This window comes from Actinomadura sp. J1-007, from assembly GCF_009793335.1.
GTDB classification, from domain to species: Bacteria; Actinomycetota; Actinomycetes; order Streptosporangiales; family Streptosporangiaceae; genus Spirillospora; species Spirillospora yumaensis.
Genome location: NZ_WING01000002.1, coordinates 1,338,865 through 1,356,741 on the forward strand (window position 1 = coordinate 1,338,865; position 17,877 = coordinate 1,356,741).

At 76.8% G+C, this 17,877-nt stretch carries 15 protein-coding genes and 1 pseudogene; 3 read left to right on the top strand and 13 right to left on the bottom strand.

The features are described 5' to 3' along the window. Positions 1-27: 27 nt before the first annotated feature. The 9 genes and pseudogenes from GEV43_RS40115 to GEV43_RS55565 all read right to left on the bottom strand — a co-directional run. Positions 28-591, bottom strand: coding sequence for an SDR family oxidoreductase (locus GEV43_RS40115; RefSeq protein ID WP_309240197.1), 564 nt, complete (start codon positions 589-591; stop codon positions 28-30). A 109-nt stretch (positions 592-700) separates the two neighbouring features. Further along, the gene (rfaE2, locus tag GEV43_RS55550; protein ID WP_309240198.1) at positions 701-1,429 is read right to left on the bottom strand and encodes a D-glycero-beta-D-manno-heptose 1-phosphate adenylyltransferase; all 729 of its coding nucleotides are present in this window, start codon (positions 1,427-1,429) and stop codon (positions 701-703) included. Then, positions 1,426-2,100, bottom strand: a complete 675-nt coding sequence (locus tag GEV43_RS55555) for a PfkB family carbohydrate kinase (protein WP_254715901.1) — start codon at positions 2,098-2,100, stop codon at positions 1,426-1,428. The genes rfaE2 and GEV43_RS55555 overlap by 4 nt, the downstream gene beginning before the upstream one ends. Further along, the gene (locus GEV43_RS40125; RefSeq protein WP_160825830.1) at positions 2,097-2,756 is read right to left on the bottom strand and encodes an SIS domain-containing protein; all 660 of its coding nucleotides are present in this window, start codon (positions 2,754-2,756) and stop codon (positions 2,097-2,099) included. The genes GEV43_RS55555 and GEV43_RS40125 overlap by 4 nt, the downstream gene beginning before the upstream one ends. A gap of 51 nt (positions 2,757-2,807) precedes the next feature. Then, the gene (locus tag GEV43_RS40130; RefSeq protein WP_160825831.1) at positions 2,808-4,076 is read right to left on the bottom strand and encodes a glycosyltransferase; all 1,269 of its coding nucleotides are present in this window, start codon (positions 4,074-4,076) and stop codon (positions 2,808-2,810) included. Beyond that, the gene (locus GEV43_RS40135; RefSeq protein WP_309240199.1) at positions 4,073-5,068 is read right to left on the bottom strand and encodes a glycosyltransferase; all 996 of its coding nucleotides are present in this window, start codon (positions 5,066-5,068) and stop codon (positions 4,073-4,075) included. The genes GEV43_RS40130 and GEV43_RS40135 overlap by 4 nt, the downstream gene beginning before the upstream one ends. Next, the gene (locus GEV43_RS40140) at positions 5,065-6,219 is read right to left on the bottom strand and encodes a glycosyltransferase family 9 protein (protein ID WP_375539132.1); all 1,155 of its coding nucleotides are present in this window, start codon (positions 6,217-6,219) and stop codon (positions 5,065-5,067) included. Before GEV43_RS40140 ends, GEV43_RS40135 begins: the two co-directional genes overlap by 4 nt. Further along, positions 6,216-7,829: an HAD-IIIA family hydrolase gene (locus GEV43_RS55560; RefSeq protein WP_309240250.1), complete on the bottom strand. Its 1,614-nt coding sequence runs from the start codon at positions 7,827-7,829 to the stop codon at positions 6,216-6,218. Before GEV43_RS55560 ends, GEV43_RS40140 begins: the two co-directional genes overlap by 4 nt. After that, positions 7,818-9,437, bottom strand: a pseudogene (locus GEV43_RS55565) (carbamoyltransferase); the annotation flags it as partial. The pseudogene GEV43_RS55565 and the gene GEV43_RS55560, both read right to left, overlap by 12 nt. Before the next feature lie 273 nt (positions 9,438-9,710). Between GEV43_RS55565 and GEV43_RS40150 the strand changes: the two are divergent. Then, positions 9,711-10,598 (top strand): glycosyltransferase family 2 protein, encoded by an 888-nt coding sequence (locus GEV43_RS40150; RefSeq protein WP_241684216.1) that lies wholly within the window; start codon positions 9,711-9,713, stop codon positions 10,596-10,598. Between the two features lie 13 nt (positions 10,599-10,611). Beyond that, entirely contained in the window at positions 10,612-11,445 is an 834-nt protein-coding gene (locus GEV43_RS40155) for a glycosyltransferase family 2 protein (RefSeq protein ID WP_160825834.1), read from the top strand. Here the strand turns inward: GEV43_RS40155 and GEV43_RS40160 are convergent. From GEV43_RS40160 to GEV43_RS40175, 4 genes are all read right to left on the bottom strand, one after another. Next, entirely contained in the window at positions 11,439-12,347 is a 909-nt protein-coding gene (locus GEV43_RS40160) for a cytochrome c oxidase assembly protein (RefSeq protein ID WP_309240201.1), read from the bottom strand. The two genes, GEV43_RS40155 and GEV43_RS40160, sit on opposite strands and share 7 nt — an antisense overlap. Positions 12,348-12,350: 3 nt before the next feature. After that, complete coding sequence (locus GEV43_RS40165; RefSeq protein ID WP_160825835.1) at positions 12,351-12,887, bottom strand: DUF2243 domain-containing protein; 537 nt, start codon at positions 12,885-12,887, stop codon at positions 12,351-12,353. Between the two features lie 86 nt (positions 12,888-12,973). Beyond that, positions 12,974-13,996: an L-glyceraldehyde 3-phosphate reductase gene (mgrA, locus tag GEV43_RS40170; RefSeq protein ID WP_160825836.1), complete on the bottom strand. Its 1,023-nt coding sequence runs from the start codon at positions 13,994-13,996 to the stop codon at positions 12,974-12,976. 72 nt (positions 13,997-14,068) lie between these two features. After that, positions 14,069-15,640, bottom strand: a complete 1,572-nt coding sequence (locus GEV43_RS40175) for an AMP-binding protein (RefSeq protein WP_160825837.1) — start codon at positions 15,638-15,640, stop codon at positions 14,069-14,071. A gap of 192 nt (positions 15,641-15,832) precedes the next feature. On the opposite strand from GEV43_RS40175, the gene paaZ reads away from it, so the two are divergent. Continuing rightward, positions 15,833-17,869, top strand: coding sequence for a phenylacetic acid degradation bifunctional protein PaaZ (paaZ, locus tag GEV43_RS40180; protein WP_160825838.1), 2,037 nt, complete (start codon positions 15,833-15,835; stop codon positions 17,867-17,869). Positions 17,870-17,877 lie beyond the last annotated feature (8 nt).

Genomic DNA, 17,877 nt, shown 5'->3' on the forward strand with positions numbered 1-17,877 from the left:
CCCCGCGCGGCTCCGGATCCGGTCCGGTCACGGCCACGACGGCTCGCGGGACGGGCAGACGACCATCTCGCGCACCTCGCAGCCCGGAGGCTGCGCGAGCGCGAACGCGACGGCCGCCGCGACGTCCTCGGGCTTGTTGAGCTGCGCGTCCGAGCCGGGCTTGTACTGCTCGTCGCGCCCGTCGAAGAACGCGGTGTCCATGCCGCCGGGCACGAGCATCGTCACGCCGATCCGCCCGGCCAGCTCGATCGCGAGCGCGCGGCTGAACCCGACCACCCCGAACTTGGACGCGCAGTACGCGGTGGCGTCGCTGAGCGCCCGGAGCCCGAGCGTGGACGCGCACGTGACGATCCGGCCGTTCGGCGCGTGCTCCAGGAACGGCAGCGCGGCGCGCACGACCGCGGCGGTGCCGAGCAGGTTGACCTGCACGACCCGGTCCCAGTCCTCGGCGGGGACGTCGCCGAGCCGCCCGCACGAGTCGATCCCCGCGGCGGTCACGACGGCGTCGAGGCCGCCCGCGCCGCGCGCGAGGGTGTGCACGGCGCGTTCGGTGCACTGCCGGTCGGCGAGGTCGGCCTGGACGCTCGGCACGTCCTCCTTGGGCGGATGCAGGTCGAGGACGAGGGGGAGCCGCCGTCGTCCGCGATCCGCCGCGCGATGGCCGCGCCCAGCCCGGACGCTCCGCCGGTGACGAGCACGTTCATGATCCGATTCCCTTCGTGGTGGACAGCAGGCGGGTGGTCGAGCGGCCTTCGAGGAACGGCAGCAGCACGACCTCCCCGCCGTACGAGCGGACGACCTCGGCCTCGGGCAGGGGCGTGCCGGCGTAGTCGGCGCCCTTCACCCACACGTCGGGCCGCAGCCGTTCCAGCAGCGGGCCCGGGGTGTCGTCGTCGAAGACGACGGCGGCGTCGACGTCGGCGAGGGCGCGCAGCACCCGGACCCGGTCCGCGGCCGGGGTGACCGGCCGCTCGGGGCCCTTGCGGCGGCGTACCGAGGCGTCGGAGTTCACGCAGACGACCAGGCAGTCGCCCAGCCGCCGCGCCTGGTGGAACAGGTTCACGTGGCCCGCGTGCAGCAGGTCGAAGCAGCCGCCGGTCGCGACGACCGTCCCGCCGGAGCGCCGGGTCCGGTCGACGGCGGCCCACGCGTCCTCGCCGCGCGCCGGGCCGGGGTTCGGCGGCTTGGACTCGGCGAACCGGGCGGCGACCCCCGTCGCGGCGCCCGCGCCGACGAAGTCCGACGCCTCCCGCACGCCCTCGTCCACCGCGGACGTCAGCGGTCCGCCCTCGGCGAGGACCTGGGTGGCGCGGGCGGCGAAGCTGTCGCCCGCGCCGCAGGTGTCGCCGGGCGAGGCGGGCTCGGCGGGCGCGAGGAACGGCGTGGCGGGCCCGTGGCACAGCAGCGCGCCGCGCTCCCCGAGCGTCACCGCGACCGCCTCCAGGCCCCACGCCTCGGCGAGGAACCGCCCCGGTGGCCCGCCGCCGACAGCCCGCAGCCGGCGATCTCCGAGCCGTTCTCGTCGGCGAGGCGGGTCAGCTCGTTCTCGTTCGGGGTGAGCAGGTGCGTGCCCGGGACGGGCAGCTCCCCGCGCGGGTGCGGGTCCCACACGACCGGCGCGGCGCCCGCGGCCTCCTGGAGCAGCGGCCGGACGGCCGCGTGCCGGGTCACGCCGCGGCCGTAGTCGGAGACCAGCACCGCGGCCGCCGCCGCCACCGCCTCGGTGACGCGCGGCCCGAGCGGGCCGTCCAGGGCGCGGCCCTCCCCGATGTCGATGCGGACGACCGGCTGCCCCTCCGCCTGCACGCGCAGCTTGCAGGGCGTCCCGCCGTGCAGGTGGAACGCGGCGACCTCCAGGTGCGGCTCCAGCATGGCCCGCAGCCGGCGCGCGGGCTCGTCGTCGGCGAGCGCCGTCACCAGGACGACCTCGCGGCCCCCCGCGGCGGCGAGCAGCGCCGCGAGCGCCGCCCCGCCGGGACGGGCCCGCTCCTCGGCCTGCTCGACCACCGGGACGGGCGCGTCCGGGCAGAGCCGGCTGCTGCTGCCGACGACGTCGATGTCCAGCAGCGAGTCGCCGACCACCACCAGCGGCGCCGTCATCGGGCCACCCCCGGCGCCGGGGCGAGGCTGTCGTCGATCGCCCCGCACAGCAGGTGCACCGCGGCGAGGTGGATCTCCTGGACGGTGGAGGTCGCCTCGGCGTCCACGGTGATCGCGTCGTCGCACGCCTCGCTGAGCGGGTTCGGGCCCGGCCCGGTGATCGCCCAGGCGGTGACGCCGACCCGCCGCGCCAGCCGGGCCGCCGCGATCACGTTCGCGCTGCGCCCGCTGGTCGACAGGCACACCAGCACGTCGCCGGGGCGGCCGTGCGCCCGCACCTGCCGTGCGAACACGTCCGCCGCGCCGTAGTCGTTGCCGATCGCGGTGACCGCCGAGGTGTCGCCGTGCAGCGGCAGCGCCGAGAACGGGCGGCGCTCGTCCTCGAACCGGCCGACCAGCTCGGCCGTCAGGTGCTGCGCCTCGGCGGCGCTGCCGCCGTTGCCGCAGGCGAGCAGCCGGCCGCCCGATTCGAGGACGTCCGCGAGCCGCCGCCCCCAGCCGCCGATCGTCGGCGTCCAGGCGCGGAAGCGCAGCGCGGCGTCGGCGAGCGCCTCCAGCCGGTCGGCGCGCGCGGCCGCCGCCGCGGCCGCGGTCCGGCCGGCGGCGCCGGCCGTGCCGGGCCTCGCGGTTCCGGTTCTAGCCGTGGTGGCCGTCATGCTCTCTCCCCCCGTCCTCGCGTCCTTGCTCGGTCGTGCCGTTCCGCGCGCTCACGCGGCCACCCCCTGCGGGACGGCGACGCTCGCGTAGACGGCGAGCGTGTCGCGGGCGACCCGCTCCCACGAGTAGCGGGAGCGGGCGCGGGCCGCTCCGGCCGAGCCCATCCCCGCGCGCAGCACCGGGTCGGCGAGCAGCGCCCTGATCCGGTCGGCGGCCTCGCGCGGGTCGCGGGGCCGGACGTGCGCGCCGGTGATCCCGTCCACGACGGTGTCGAGGTGCCCGCCGACGCCGGTCGCGACGACGGGCGCGCCGCAGGCCATGGCCTCCAGCGGCACCATGCCGAACGGCTCGTACCAGGGCAGCGTGACGACCAGGTCGGCGGAGCGCAGCAGCCCCGGCGCGTCCGCGCGGCCGACGCGGCCGGTGAACGCGACCCGGTCCGCCACCCCGGCGGCGCGGGCGACGGCCGCCAGCCGCGCCATCTCCGGGTCGGCGCCCAGCGCGTCGCGGGGCGGCCCGCCCGCCGCCACCAGCTCGGCGCCCGGCACCCCGGCCAGCGCCTCGATCGCGGTGTCCACGCCCTTGCGCTCGACCATCCGCGACAGAACGACGATCCGGTGCGGCGCGCCGTCCCGGCCCCCGGCGGGACGCGCGCCGTCCGGGCCCTCGGGGCCGTCCGGGCGGAACCGCTCGACGTCCACCCCGCAGGGGACGATCGCGACGCGGTCCGGCGGGACGCCCATCGCGGTCAGCTCGGCGACCTCGTCGGTGCACGTCGCGATGACCGCGTCGGCGCCGCGGCCGATCGCCCGCTCCAGCCGGATCCGCCCCGGCGGGCTGGTGTCCTGGTCGCCCTGGAACCGCCGCTTCACGGTGCCGAGCGCGTGGTAGGTCTGCACCACGGGGATCCGGCCGCGGCCGTTCCGCCCGGCGCCCGCGTTGGCGACGATCTCCGCGGCCTGGAGCGCGGCGAGCCCGCTCATCCAGAAGTGCGCGTGGACGACGTCCGGCGGCGCGGACCCCCAGCGGCGCGCGAGGTGCGCGCCGAAGTCCGGGATCCACGGCAGCAGCTCGTCCTTCGGCACCGCCCGCGCGGGCCCCGCCGGGACATGCTCGACGGCCGCGCCCGGCGCGAACTCCGCCCGTTCCGGCAGGTCCGGCGCGTCGCGGCGGGTGTGGACGGTGACGTCGTGCCCCTGCCGGCCGAGCTCGGCCGCGAGGTCGGCGACGAACACGTTCTGCCCGCCGCCGTCGGCGCCGCCGAGTCCCGCGCGCGCCGCGAGCGGGCTGGCGTGCTCGGATATCATCGCGATCTTCATCGGGTCACCTCCGTGAGAACGCGGTCCCAATCGCGCAGGAACCGGGGAAGGGCGTAGCGGTCCGCGGCGGCCGCGCGCGCCTCCTTGCCCATCTGCCGGGCCCGCGGCGGGTCGGCCACCAGGGACCGGGCCGCGTCGGCGAGCGTGCCGGCGCGGGTCGAGAGCACCCCGGCCTCGGGCGGCACGGCCTCCACCGCCTCGGTGGTGGCGAGCGCGACGACCGGGAGGCCGAGCATCATGGCCTCCAGCAGCGCGAGCCCGAGCGAGGTCCACCGGTAGGGGTGCACGTAGACGCGGCGGCGGGCGAGCTCGGCGTGCATGGCGTCCTGCGGGAGGTCGTCGTAGGCCCACATCGACTGGTGCGGCACGCCGAGGCCGTCGGCGGCCCGCGCGACGCCCATCCCGAACAGGTCGAGGGGGACGGCGGCGGCGAGGCCCGGCAGCAGGTCGGCGCCGGTGACCCGGCCGCGCCGCAGCGGCTCGTTGATCACGACGCCCGCGCGCGGCATGTCGCCCTGGTAGCGGTAGCCGGGGTCGACGATCCCGTGCTCGACCACGAGGGTGGGGGCTCGTCCGCAGTTCCAGAACAGGTCGTTGAAGTGCGTGACGTGCACGACGGGGATGTCGGAGCGGTCGTGCAGGAAGTGCCGGCTGTCGGGGACGACCTCCTCGGGCGTGCCGACGTCGGCGGCCGTCCGCCGGGGGGTGTCGTGCTCGACGTACACGGCGGGGACGTCGCGTCCGGGGCGGCGGCCGAGCCAGCTCTCGGCCAGCTCCAGCTCGTGCGGGCGCTGGAGGACGACCACGTCGACGTGCTCGTCGCGGAGCCGTTCGGGCGCGACCTCCACGGCCCGGTCCGGCCAGGTGAACGTGTCGGGGCGGCCCCGCCCGTCCGGGCCGCGGTCCGGGGTGACGGGGACGAGCGTGGTCTGCGGGCCGTGGACGAACGACGTCGCCCAGGAGCCGTGCACGTGCCACATCAGGACCCTCACAGGTTCGCCACCTCCCGGGGCGTCCCGCCGCGGCGCTTCGGGCCCTTGCCCTTGTCGCGGCCCGCGTCCTCGCGGCGGTCCTCGCCCTTGCCCAGGCCCTTCTTGCGGTCGGCGGCGCGCTTCAGCTCGGCGATCTTCTCGTCGTCGGCGATCTCTTCCACGGCCTCGACGACCCGCAACGCGCCGACCGACGCAAGGCACGGATGGCCCGGGACCGGGCACTCCCGCGCCCGCGAGTCCTTGCACGGCGCCTCCTGGTCGCCGAGCAGGACGGTCGGCACCCCGTAGGGCGCCCACCGGGCGGCCGGGACGGTCGGCGCGAACAGCGACACCACCGGGGTGCCCACCGCCGCCGCCAGGTGGGCGGGCCCGGTGTTCCCGGCGACGACGGCGCGCGCGCCGGCGAGCACGGCCGCGAGCCTCGGCAGGGTGGTGCGCCCGCCGAGGTCGAGCGCCGAGCCTCCCGCGCCTTTCGCGGCGCCCGCCGCGACGTACGCGGTCAGCTCGGTCTCGTCGGGCCCGCCGGTTACGACGACGCGCTGTCCGGCCTCGGTGAGCAGCCGCACGGCCTCGGCGAACCGTTCCGGCGGCCACGCCCGCGCGGGCACCGACGTGCCCGGATGGACGACGACGTGGCCGGGCCCGCCGGTGAGCGGGCCGAGCTGCGGCAGCGGCCGGCGGACGCGCAGGCGCGTGTCGGCCGGGGCCGGGAAGCCCGCGTCGGCGGCGAGCGCGAGCATCCGCTCGGGCTCGGGGACGTCGGCGTCGGGCCGGTGCCGCAGGTCCAGCAGCGACCCGGGGTAGTCCTCGCTGATCCCGCCGATCCACGGCGTCCCGGCGAGGCGCAGCAGCAGCGCCGTCGGCAGCGGCGACTGGTGGAACGAGGTGAACACCAGCGCCCGGTCGAACCCGCGCAGCGAGTGCGTCAGCAGGTCCACGTCCGCGCGGTCCACGGGCTCGGGCTCGGGGTCGATCCACGGCGCGCACCACTCGATGATCCGGTCCACGCCGGGCAGCAGCTCCGCCGCCGCGCGCCCGCGCGGCCCGCAGAGCATCACGACCTCGTCGGCGCCCTCCGCGACCGCGCGGACGGCGGGACCGGACAGCAGCACGTCGCCGAGGCTGTCGAGCCGGACGACCAGCACCCTCACCACGGCCTCCTCCCTCCGAGCAGCAGATCCACGGCCGTGTCGAGGTCGGGCGCGACCTCCCGGGCGCGGCCGATCTCCTCCAGCCGGGTCCGGGCGGTCGGCACGAGGATGCCCCGCGCGCCCGCCGCCGCCGCGGCCTCGACGTCGCCGCCGATGTCGCCGATCACCGCGCACTCCGCGGGCTCGGCGCCGAGCCGCGCGGCGGCCCGTTCGATCAGGCCGGGCCGCGGCTTGCGGCAGGCGCAGCCGTCGCCGCTGTCGTGCGGGCAGATCTCCCACACGTCGAACGGCCCGAGCAGCTCCTCCACGCGCGCGTTGACGCGTTCCACGTCCGACTCGGTGATGCGGCCCTTGGCGACGCCCGACTGGTTCGAGACGACCCCGACGCGCAGGCCCCGCCCGCGCAGCCGGTCCAGGGCGCGGCGCGCGCCCGGCATCGGCTCGACCCGCTCCGGGTCGCCGTTGTACGGCACGTCGCGGATCAGCGTGTCGTCGCGGTCGAACAGCACGGCCCGCTGCGGCGTCCACGGCGGCACGCCGCGGTGCAGCGCGAGGCCGCGCAGCCGGTGCCAGACGGCGGCGGGCGGGATCGCGGCGCTGGTGACGGCCATCCGCGCCACCTCGCCGGGCGTGCGCGGGCCGGGCCGGATGCGCGCCGCCGCGAACCCGGCGGTCAGCAGCGTCCACGCGGCGCCCCCGGCTCCGGCGGCGACGGCCGCGGCGCGCGCGGCCGTGCCCTTCACCGCCCCGCGGCCCGCGGCCAGTGGGACGGCGCCCGCGAGGAACGCCAGGCCCGACCCGGTCGTGACCAGGTGGCCGCGCAGCCGCCCGCGCCCCTCGCCCGCGCGCTCGCGCCAGCCGGGGCCGTGCAGCCGCCACATCAGCACGTCGTCGGCGTTGCCCGCCTGGGCCTTCACCGACGCCCAGAACCCGGCGGGCCGCACCGGGTGCGTCACCGCGCGGGTCCCGTCGAGGATCCGGTGCCCCTCGGCCATGATCCGCAGCGCCAGCTCGGCGTCCTCCCGGTACGCGCGGTGGAACCGCTCGTCGAAGCCGCCCGTCGCGCACAGCACGTCGCGGCGGTACGCCATGTCGGCGGTGATCCAGGACGAGCGTTCGAGCCCGGCCGTGCCGCGCTCCCAGTCGGTCGGGCGGCGGCCGTCCGGCAGCGGGACGGTCAGCCGGCCCTGCGAGCCCGCGGCGTCGGGCGGCGCGGAGGCCAGGTCGGCGGCGAGGCGCTCGCGCCAGTCCGGGGCCGGGACCACGTCGTCGTCCAGGAACACGACCCACGCGGTGGACGCCGCCCGCCATCCGGCGTTGCGCGCGGCGGCGGGCCCGCGCCCGTCCGACCGCAGGACGCGGACCGTTCCGTCCGCCGACTCCGGCAGCGGCAGCGGCGCGCCGGGCGCGGGCCGGTCGTCCACGACGAGGACCTCCTCCGGCGCGGGGCCGGTCCCGGCGGCGAGCGCGTCCAGCAGGACGCGCAGGCTCGGGCGGCCGATCGTCGGCACGACGATCGTGAAGCCGTCGCGGCCGGGGCGGCAGACTCCGCCCCGCGGCCCTCGCGGCCGTCCCGCGGGCTCACGCGAACACCCCGCGCGGCGCACCACGTACGGGCCGATCGCGAGCAGGTCGACCGGCGCGGAGCCGAAGCACTCCAGCGCGTCGCGCGGGTCGTCCACCATCGGGCGCCCGGCGGTGTTCAGGCTGGTGTTGATGACCACCGGCAGGCCGGTGCGCCGCCGGAACCGCTCCAGCAGGTCCGCGACGAGCGGCTCGTCGTCGGCCGCGACCGTCTGGACCCGCGCGGTCCCGTCCACGTGGACGACGGCGGGGATCCGGTCGCGCCACTCGGGCTTGACCCGGTGGGTGAACAGCATGTACGGGCTCGGCAGCGGCCCCTCGAAGATCTCCGCGGCCCGTTCCAGCGCGACCATCGGCGCGATCGGGCGGAACTGCTCGCGGCCCTTCACCGCGTTGAGCCGCTCCAGGTTGCCGGGGTCGCCGGGGTGGGCGAGCAGCGACCGGTGCCCGAGCGCCCTCGGCCCGAACTCGCTGCGCCCCTGGAACCAGGCGACCACCTGGTTGCCGGCGAGGGCCTCGGCGACGGTGTCCGCCAGGTCGTCGGGCCGCTCGTACGGCACGTGCGCGGTGTCGAGGCGGGCGGCGAGCGCGGCCTCGTCCCAGCCGCGGCCGAGCGCCGCGCCGGGCATCGGCTCGATCGCGTCGCCGGCCTCGTGCGCGAGGTGCAGCGCGGCGCCGAGCGCCGTGCCCGCGTCGCCGGAGGCGGGCTGCGCCCAGACCTCGTCGTACGGGCCGTCCACGGCGAGCCTGGAGTTGGCGACGCAGTTGAGCGCGACGCCGCCCGCCAGCATCAGCCGGCGCGAGCCCGTGCGCCCGTGCAGCCAGCCCGCCAGGTCGAGCAGCACCTCCTCCAGCCGCGCCTGCGTGCTCGCGGCGAGGTCGGCGTGGTCCTGCGTCCAGTCGTCGCCGGGGTCGCGGGCCTTGGCGAGCGTGCCCCAGTCGAGCCGGCCGACCGCGAAGCCGCCGTCGCCCGTCGCGGCGACCGCCTCGCGCAGGTCCGGCAGGAACCTCGGCTCGCCGTACGAGGCGAGCGCCATGACCTTGTACTCGTCGCTCGACCGCAGGAACCCGAGGTGCTCGGTCAGCTCCTCGTACATCAGCCCGAGCGAGTGCGGGAGCCGCTGGGCGCCGAGCGTGGTCAGCGCGCCGCCGGAGTACGTCCCGGCCAGGTGGGAGTGGGCCTCGCCGCGGCCGTCCAGCACGAGCACGTCGCCCTCGCCGGGGTCCGGGGCGGCGAGCCCGGCGGACGCGGCGTGCGCGACGTGGTGCGGGACGTACCGGACGATGCCCGGGTCGAGGCCGGGCAGCGCCGTCGCGAGGAAGTGCGGCGCGCGCTGGGCGTACAGCGTGCGCAGCTGCTCCCAGTGCGCGTCGTGCCCGTCCATCCCGCGCTCGGCCAGGGCCGGATCGTAGGAGTAGGCCACGGCGTCGAGGTCGCCGGGCTCCAGCCCGGCGTGGTCCAGGCACCAGCGCGCCGACTGGGCCGGCGGCTCCCAGGCGGCGAACGGCACCGGGCGCTTGCCGTGCTTGCGCCTGCTGAACCGCTCCTCCTCGGCCGCCGCGACGACGCGGCCGTCCACCACGAGCGCGGCGGCGGGATCGTGGAAGATCGCGTTTATTCCGAGTACGCGCATGCGGGGACTCCGATCGTGCGCGGGAGTGACGTCTGGCGATGCCTGCGTCCTAGGCACCGAGGCGGCGGAATCGCCGGTGCGGGCCCGTGACCCGCGAAAACACCTATTGGTGATTTCGGGCGTACCCGGAGAGAGGGCCGCAAACAAAAAGGGCGAGCAAAGGTTCTTGTGACGTAAGTCACTAAAGCGGGGAAAGGAGGCTTCCCTAGCGCTGTGTGACATTTGCGCAGATCATCTGGCATGGCGGGGGTCTGGGCGGGTAGAGCCGCCCGCATGCGCGTCACCGTCATCGTGATCACGCGGGACCGCCGCCGGTCCCTGCTGGCGACGCTCGCCCGGCTGCGCGACCTGCCGGGCCGCCCGCCGGTCATCGTGGTGGACAACGCCTCCACCGACGGCACCGCGCGCGCCGTCGCGCGCGAGCATCCCGAGGTCCGGCTGGTCCGGGCCCGGACCAACCTCGGCGCGGTCGGCCGCAACCTCGCGATGGACCACGTCCGCACGCCGTACGCGGCGTTCTGCGACGACGACACCTGGTGGGAGCCCGGCGCGCTGCGACGCGCCTGCGACCTGCTGGACGCCTGCCCGCGGCTCGCGGTCGTGACCGGGCGGATCCTGGTCGAGCCGGGCGGACGGGAGGACCCGATCGTGCCCGAGCTGCGCGACTCGCCCGTGCCCGGCCCGTCCTGGCTGCCCGGGCCCGCGCTCGGCTCGTTCCTCGCGGGCGCGTCGGTGCTGCGCGCCGAGGCGTTCCGCGAGGCGGGCGGCTTCTCCCCGCGCCTCTGGCTCGGCGGCGAGGAGGAGCTGCTGAGCATCGACCTGATGACCCTCGGCTGGCACCTGTGCTACGCCGAGGACGTCGTCGTCCACCACCGCCCGTCCCGGCTGCGCGACCCGGACCTGCGGCGCCGCCACGGCATCCGCAACACGCTGTGGACGACCTGGCTGCGCCGCCCGCCCGGGACCGCGCTGCGCCGCACCGCCGGGCTGCTGCGGTCGCTGCCGCGCGACCGGGTCAGCGCCGGAGGGCTCGCCGAGGCCGCCGCCGGGCTGCCCTGGCTGCTGCGCGAGCGCGCCCCCGCCCCGCCCGGGGTGGAGGCGCGGCTGCGCACGCTGGACGCGCCGCAACGGCGCTCGCGCGCCCGCCGCTACGTGAGCTGAGGGGGACTCCACCGTGACCGGTTCCGCCGTGACCACCGTGGTCGCGACCCGCGACCGCGCCTCCGCCCTGCGCCGCAGCCTGGCCCGCCACACCGGGCCGGTGATCGTGGTCGACAACGCCTCCGGCGACGCGACGCCCGAGGTCGCCCGCGAGGCGGGGGCCCGCCTCATCCGCGCGCCGCGCAACCTCGGCGCGGCGGGCCGCAACCTCGGCGCGGCCGAGGCGGACACGCCGTACGTCGCGTTCGCCGACGACGACTCCTGGTGGGAGCCCGGCGCGCTCGACCACGCCGCCGCCGTCCTGGACGGCCACCCGCGCACCGCCCTGCTCGCCGCCCGCGTCCTCGTCGGCGAGGAGCAGCGCCTCGAACCGGTCTCGGCGGAGATGTCCCGCTCGCCGCTCGGCTGGCCGGACGGCCTGCCGGGCCGCGCGATCCTCGGCTTCCTCGCCTGCTCGGCCGTCGTCCGGCGCGACGCGTTCCTCGACGTGGGGGGCTTCTCGGACGTGCTGCACTTCGGCGGCGAGGAGGAGCTGCTCGCGCTGGACCTGGCCGCCGCCGGGTGGGGCATGGCGTACGTCCCGGAACTGGTCGTCCACCACCATCCCGCCGCGACCGGCCGCGACCGGGGCGCGCGGCGGCGGCGCGAGGTGCGCAACCGCCTGCTCACCGCGTGGCTGCGCCGCCCGCTGTCCGCCCTCGCCCGCGAGGCGGTGGCGTCCGCGCGCGCCCCCGACGGGCGCGCCGGGCTGGGCGACGCGGTGCGGGCGCTGCCCTCGGTGGCGCGGGCCCGGCGGCCCGTGCCGCGCTCGGTCGAGCTGGCGCGGGCCCGGCTGGACGGCTACTGAGCCCTCTGCGCCTTCGGCCGCGGCCGCGCGCCGGGCCGCCTTCTCACGGGTCGAGGCGCCGCGGACCGGCGTGCGCCCGCACGGCGCGGACGCCACGTCGCGATCAGCGCGACGGCGAGCAGGATCTCGGCGATGTCGCCGCCGTAGTACATCAGCTCCGCCCCGCCCATCACCTGGACGGCCGGGGCCCGGACGTCCAGCAGCCCCGCGTACATGAGCTGGGCCAGCGTCGCGTGCGCCGCGATCGCCGCCCCCATGACCACCAGCCGGACCGGGACCGGCGGGCGGCGCGGCGCGGGATCGGGCCCCGCGACCGCCCAGGCGAACAGGCATCCCGACAGCAGGAAGTGCACGTGGACGAGCTCGTGCGCGAAGGGCCGCGCGGCGGTCGCCTCGTACAGCGGGGTGGCGTAGAGGGCGTACAGGCCGCCGGCGTTCAGGAGCAGCGCCGTCACCGGGTGCGCGAGCGCGTGCATGGGCGCGGAGCCGAGCAGCCGCCCGATCCGCCGCCCGGCGGCCGGGCCCGCCGCGCGCAGCACCAGCGTCACCGGCGCGCCGAGCACGAGCCCGAGCGGGGCGTACATGCCGATGAGCAGGTGCTGGGCCATGTGCCCGCGGAAGTCCTCGTGCGCCCACGAGGACAGCGGCGGCGACAGCGCCGCCGCGAGCGCAACGGCCCCCGCCGCGAACGCACCGGCGCGCCACCGGCTCCACGGCCGCCCGCCGTCGCGGCCGAGGCGCGCGGCGGCGACGAGGTACGCGGCCAGGACGAGCGCGATCACCAGGAGCGGGCCGAGGGCCTCGGCCCCGAACTCGCCGTGCGACCCGTGGCCACCGTGCGCGAACGGCCCGGGGCCGGGGTGCGAGGCGTCCGCGAACGGCCCGGGGTGCGAGGCGTCCACGGGTCACGCCTCCCGGCGCGGGATCTCGCCGCCGCGCTGGAGCAGCCAGCCGCCCGCGACGAGCAGCGCCCCGACCGCGAGGAAGCCCAGGTCCCACCAGATGTGGTTCGGTCCCGAACGGACGTGGTGGATGCCCAGGATCTCGTGGTCGATGATCCCCTCCACCAGGTTGAACACGCCCCAGCCGACGGCCAGCCAGCCCCACAGCCCCCGCGACCTCCAGACCGGCCCGTGCACCTCGTTCAGCCGCGCGTAGAGCATCGCGAGCCCGGCGAGGACGCACAGCCAGGTGAAGACGTGGAAGAACCCGTCCCAGACGGTGTTCATCTCCAGACCCGACACGGTCTTGGTGGAGTACCGCTTGAGCCCGAGCCGGTCGGAGCCGGTGCTGCTCAGCATGTGGTGCCACTGGAGCACCTGGTGCAGCATGATGCCGTCGACGAAACCGCCCATCCCCAGGCCGAGGACCGTCCCGGGCAGGGCGATGCCGCCGCGGCTCCGCCCGGCCGCGGCCGGGCTACCCGCTGTTCGAGTGGACATGATCGGGGCCATGCCCCCGCCCCGGCCGTTGAACCGCGCGGGGGCCGGGGCGGGCGGCCCCGGCCCCCGTCAGGCCGCGCGCCGGGTCACGCGTCGGCCGACGCCCAGATGTTGATGCCCGCCTCCACCGCGTCCCGGTCGATCGCGGCCAGCTCGTCGTCGGTGAAGTCCGGGCGGTCGAGGCTCGCCAGGTTGTCCTCCAGCTGCGCGACGCTGCTCGCGCCGATCAGCACGGAGGTGACGCGCCGGTCCCGCAGGGCCCACGCCAGGGCGAGCTGCGCGAGCGACTGGCCGCGCGCCGCGGCCAGCTCGTTGAGCGCCCGGACGTGCCGCAGGTTGTCCTCGGTCAGCATGTCGGACGACAGCGAGGCGTCCCTGCTGGCCCGCGATCCCGCCGGGACGCCGTTGAGGTACTTGTCGGTGAGCATCCCCTGCGCGAGCGGGGAGAACGCGATGCAGCCGACCCCTTCGCGCTCCAGCGTGTCGAGCAGCCCGTTCTCGATCCAGCGGTTGAGCATCGAGTACGACGGCTGGTGGATCAGCAGCGGCGTGCCCATCTCCCGCAGGATCGCCGCCGCCTCCGCCGTGCGCTCCGGCGGGTACGACGAGATGCCCGCGTAGAGCGCCTTGCCCGACCGTACGGCCCGGTCGAGCGCCCCCATCGTCTCCTCCAGCGGCGTCTCCGGGTCGGGCCGGTGGCTGTAGAAGATGTCGACGTAGTCGACGCCCATCCGCTCCAGCGACTGGTCGAGGCTCGCGAGCAGGTACTTGCGCGACCCCCAGTTCCCGTACGGGCCGGGCCACATGTCCCAGCCGGCCTTGGTGGACAGGACGATCTCGTCCCGGTACGGCGCGAGGTCCTCGCGCATCAGCCGGCCGAAGTTGGTCTCCGCCGAGCCGTACGGCGGGCCGTAGTTGTTGGCGAGGTCGAAGTGCGTGACGCCGAGGTCGAACGCCCGGCGCACGATCGCCCGCTGGACCTCCAGCGGGCGGTCGTCCCCGAAGTTGTGCCACAGCCCCAGCGACACGGCCGGGAGCTTCAGCCCGCTGCGCCCGCACCGCCGGTACTCGACGCCTTCGTAACGATTCTCTGCGGCCACATAGGTCATGGACGCGATTGTGCCAGCCGGGCGATCACCCTCGCGCGCCCGCTCCCGGCGTACCGGACCCCGCGCCGGAGGTCAGCCGTCCGGGAGCTCGTGCTTGAGGACCTTGCCGGTGGGGTTGCGGGGGAGGGCGTCGAGGAACACCACGTCGCGCGGCACCTTGTAGCGGGCGAGGTTGGCCGCGACGTGCGCCTTCACGGCGTCCTCGGCGAGGTCGCCGTCCGCGACGACGAACGCCCGGAGCCGCTGCCCGAACTCGGCGTCCGGGACGGCGGCCACCGCGGCCTCGGTGATGGCGGGGTGCGCGGCGAGCAGGTCCTCGACCTCGCCCGGGTACACGTTCTCGCCCCCGGAGACGATCATGTCGTCGGCGCGGCCGTCGACCAGCAGCCGCCCGGCCGCGTCGAGGCGGCCGACGTCGCCGACCTCCATCAGCCCGCCGACGTCGGCCTTGCCGCCGCCCCCGCTGTAGCCGCCGAAGCGGGCGGGCGAGTCGACGAAGACGCGGCCGGTCACGCCCGCGGGGACCGGGCGGTCGCGGTCGTCCAGGATCCGCACGACCGTCCCGGCCGGCGGGCGGCCGGCGCAGCCCGGGGCGCGCAGCAGGTCGGCCGGGGTGGCGATGGTGATGCAGGACGCCTCGGTCGAGCCGTAGAAGTTGTAGAGCTTCGGGCCGAGCGCCTTCATCGCGCGGCGGCTGAGGTCGGCCTCCAGCCGCGCGCCGCCGGTCAGCACGATCCGCAGGCGCGGCAGCGCGGGCGGGTCGAGGGCGAGCAGCCGGTTCAGCATGACGGGGACGACGATCAGCGCGGCGCACCGGTGCTCGGCCAGGGCGTCCAGCACGGCGGCGGCGTCGAAGCGGCGGCGCAGCACGACGGTCGCGCCGAGCCCGAGCGCCAGCACCGCCGCGGTGAGGCCGAGCCCGTGGAACAGCGGCGGCCCGACGAACACCGCGTCCCCGGAACGCAGCGGCACCTTCGACAGGATCCCGCCGGGCAGCGCCATCGACGGCGACTGGGAGCGCGGCGCGCCCCTCGGCCTGCCGGACGTCCCGCTGGTGAGGATCACCATCGCGCCGTGCCGGGACGGCGCGGGCGGCGGCGCCGGGTCGGCCCCGGCGATCAGCGCGTCCAGGCCGGAGTCCCCGGCATCCGACCACGCGACGTGCCGGGGCAGGTCCAGCGTCCCGGCGACCGGCGCGAACTCCTCGTCGTGGACGAGCACGGTCACGCCCTCGCGGTCGGCGGCGTCCCGGAGCTGCGGCGCGGCGAAGTCGGTGTTGAGGAACAGGACCGACGCGCCGGTCTTGGCCGCCGCCGACATCGCCTCCAGCAGGCCCCGGTGGTTGCGGCACAGGATCCCGACCGTGTCGCCGGGCCCGACGCCCCGCGCCCGCCAGGCGTTGGCGAGCGCGTTGCAGCGCCGTTCCAGCTCGGCGAACGTCAGCGCGCCGCGCTCGTCCACCAGGGCGGTGCGGTCGGGGAAGCGCAGCGCGGGCAGCGTCGTCGCCGCGCCGAGCGGCCCGTACGCCCGCAGCGCCCGCGCCGCCGCGGCGAGCGCCCTCGGCGGCATCGCGCCGATCAGCCCGGCGCGGACCGCCGCGCGCAGCCCGTTCAGTTCGCCCGCGATCCGGGTGAGGGTGACCATGCCGGAATCGTAGAGAGGGGAGGACAGGTTCACAACGACTGTTCCTTTGATCCCCGTTCGTCCGGGCGGCGGGCCGTCCCCGGCGGTGACCGCTTTACACAAAGGAAGACGCCTGCGGCTGTCACGTCTGCGACGCGTGAACGCGCGGATTCGGTGGCAAGTAGAGGGCGAGACAAGGACGAGGAGGTCCCTGTGGTCGTGCTGCGCAGTTATGTGTCCGGTTCGTGGCGTTCACCCGAGGAGGAGGGCGCGCCGCTGCTGGACGCGGTGACGGGCGAGGAGGTCGCGCGGATCTCCGCGGCCGGCGTGGACCGGGCCGCCGCGCTCCGGTACGGGCGGGAGGTCGGCGGGCCCGCGCTGCGGGAGCTGACGTTCCACCAGCGCGCCGCGCTGCTGAAGGCGCTCGCCTCGCACCTGCGCGAGCACCGCGACGAGCTGTACGCGCTGTCGGCCCGGACCGGCGCCACGCGGAACGACTCCCGGTTCGACGTGGACGGCGGCATCGGCGTGCTGCTCGGCTACGCGAGCAAGGGCCGCCGCGAGCTGCCGAACGACACCGTGCTCGTGGAGGGCGCGGCGGAGCCGCTCGGGAAGGGCGGCACGTTCGTCGGCCAGCACGTGTGCACGCCGCTGCGCGGGGTGGCGGTGCAGATCAACGCGTTCAACTTCCCGGTGTGGGGGCCGCTGGAGAAGCTCGCGCCCGCGTTCGTCGCCGGGGTGCCGAGCCTGGTCAAGCCCGCGTCCCAGACCGCCTACCTGACCGCCCGGCTGGTCGAGCTGATCGTCGAGTCGGGGCTGCTGCCCGAGGGGTCGGTGCAGCTGCTGTGCGGCGACGCGGGCGACCTGCTCGACCACCTGACCGAGCAGGACCTGGTGGCGTTCACCGGGTCGGCGTCCACGGCGGCGCGGCTGCGCACGCACCCGGGCGTCGTCCGCGACTCGGTGCGGTTCAACGCCGAGGCCGACTCGCTCAACTGCTCGGTCCTCGGCCCGGACGCCGCGCCCGGCACCACCGAGTTCGACCTGTACGTCCAGCAGCTCGTCACCGAGATGACCGTCAAGGCGGGCCAGAAGTGCACGGCCATCCGCCGCGCGCTGGTGCCCGCCGCGCTGGCCGGCGACGTCGCCGACGCGGTCGCGGCGCGGCTCGCGGAGGTCGCCGTCGGCGACCCGTCCGACCCGCGCGTCCGGATGGGCGCGCTCGCGAGCCTCGGCCAGCGCGAGGAGGTCCGGCGCTCCCTGAAGGCGCTGACGGACGCCGCGCGCGTCGTGTTCGGCGACCCGGACCGGATCGACCCGGTCGGCGCCGACCCCGAGCGCGGCGCGTTCATCTCGCCGGTGCTGCTGCGCGCCGACGACCCGGGCCGCGCCGAGCCGCACGAGGTCGAGGCGTTCGGGCCGGTCGCCACGCTGCTGCCGTACGAGGACGCCACGCACGCCGTCGAGCTGGCCGCGCGGGGCCGGGGCAGCCTCGCCGCCTCGGTCGTGACCGCCGACGCCGCGTTCGCCCGCGAGGTCGTGCTCGGCCTCGCGCCCTGGCACGGGCGGCTGCTCGTCCTGAACGGCGAGGACGCCGGGGAGTCCACCGGCCACGGGTCGCCGCTGCCCGCCCTCCTGCACGGCGGGCCCGGACGCGCCGGGGGCGGCGCGGAGCTCGGCGGGATCCGCGGCGTCGTCCACCACATGCAGCGCACCGCCCTCCAGGCCGGGCCCGCGATGCTGACCTCGCTGACGGGCCGCTGGGTGCCCGGCACCGACCGGACCGTCACGGCCGAGCACCCGTTCCGCAAGCACCTGGAGGACCTGCGCGTCGGCGACACCGCCGTGGGCGGGCCGCGGGTCGTCACGCTGGACGACATCGAGCACTTCGCCGCGTTCACCGGCGACACGTTCTACGCGCACATGGACGAGGACGCCGCCAAGGCCAACCCGTTCTTCGGCGGGCGCGTCGCGCACGGCTACCTGGTCGTGTCGTTCGCGGCCGGGCTGTTCGTCTCGCCCGAGCCCGGCCCGGTCCTCGCCAACTACGGGCTGGAGAACCTGCGGTTCCTCACCCCCGTGCACCCGGGCGACGAGCTGACCGTGACGCTGACCGCCAAGCAGATCACGCCGCGCGACGGCGCCGCGTACGGCGAGGTCCGCTGGGACACCGACGTCACCAACCAGGACGGCGCGTCGGTCGCCAAGTACGACGTGCTGACGCTGGTGGCCAAGCGCGCCGGCGCCTGACGCCCGTA

What these genes read in the sequence shown, in the direction of transcription:
- GEV43_RS55555 (WP_254715901.1), bottom strand. Translation starts at nt 2,100, where the DNA reads ATGACGGCGCCGCTGGTGGTGGTCGGCGACTCGCTGCTGGACATCGAC.
- GEV43_RS40125 (WP_160825830.1), bottom strand. Translation starts at nt 2,756, where the DNA reads ATGACGGCCACCACGGCTAGAACCGGAACCGCGAGGCCCGGCACGGCC.
- GEV43_RS40130 (WP_160825831.1), bottom strand. Translation starts at nt 4,076, where the DNA reads ATGAAGATCGCGATGATATCCGAGCACGCCAGCCCGCTCGCGGCGCGC.
- GEV43_RS40150 (WP_241684216.1), top strand. Translation starts at nt 9,711, where the DNA reads ATGCGCGTCACCGTCATCGTGATCACGCGGGACCGCCGCCGGTCCCTG.
- GEV43_RS40165 (WP_160825835.1), bottom strand. Translation starts at nt 12,887, where the DNA reads ATGTCCACTCGAACAGCGGGTAGCCCGGCCGCGGCCGGGCGGAGCCGC.
- mgrA (WP_160825836.1), bottom strand. Translation starts at nt 13,996, where the DNA reads ATGACCTATGTGGCCGCAGAGAATCGTTACGAAGGCGTCGAGTACCGG.
- GEV43_RS40175 (WP_160825837.1), bottom strand. Translation starts at nt 15,640, where the DNA reads ATGGTCACCCTCACCCGGATCGCGGGCGAACTGAACGGGCTGCGCGCG.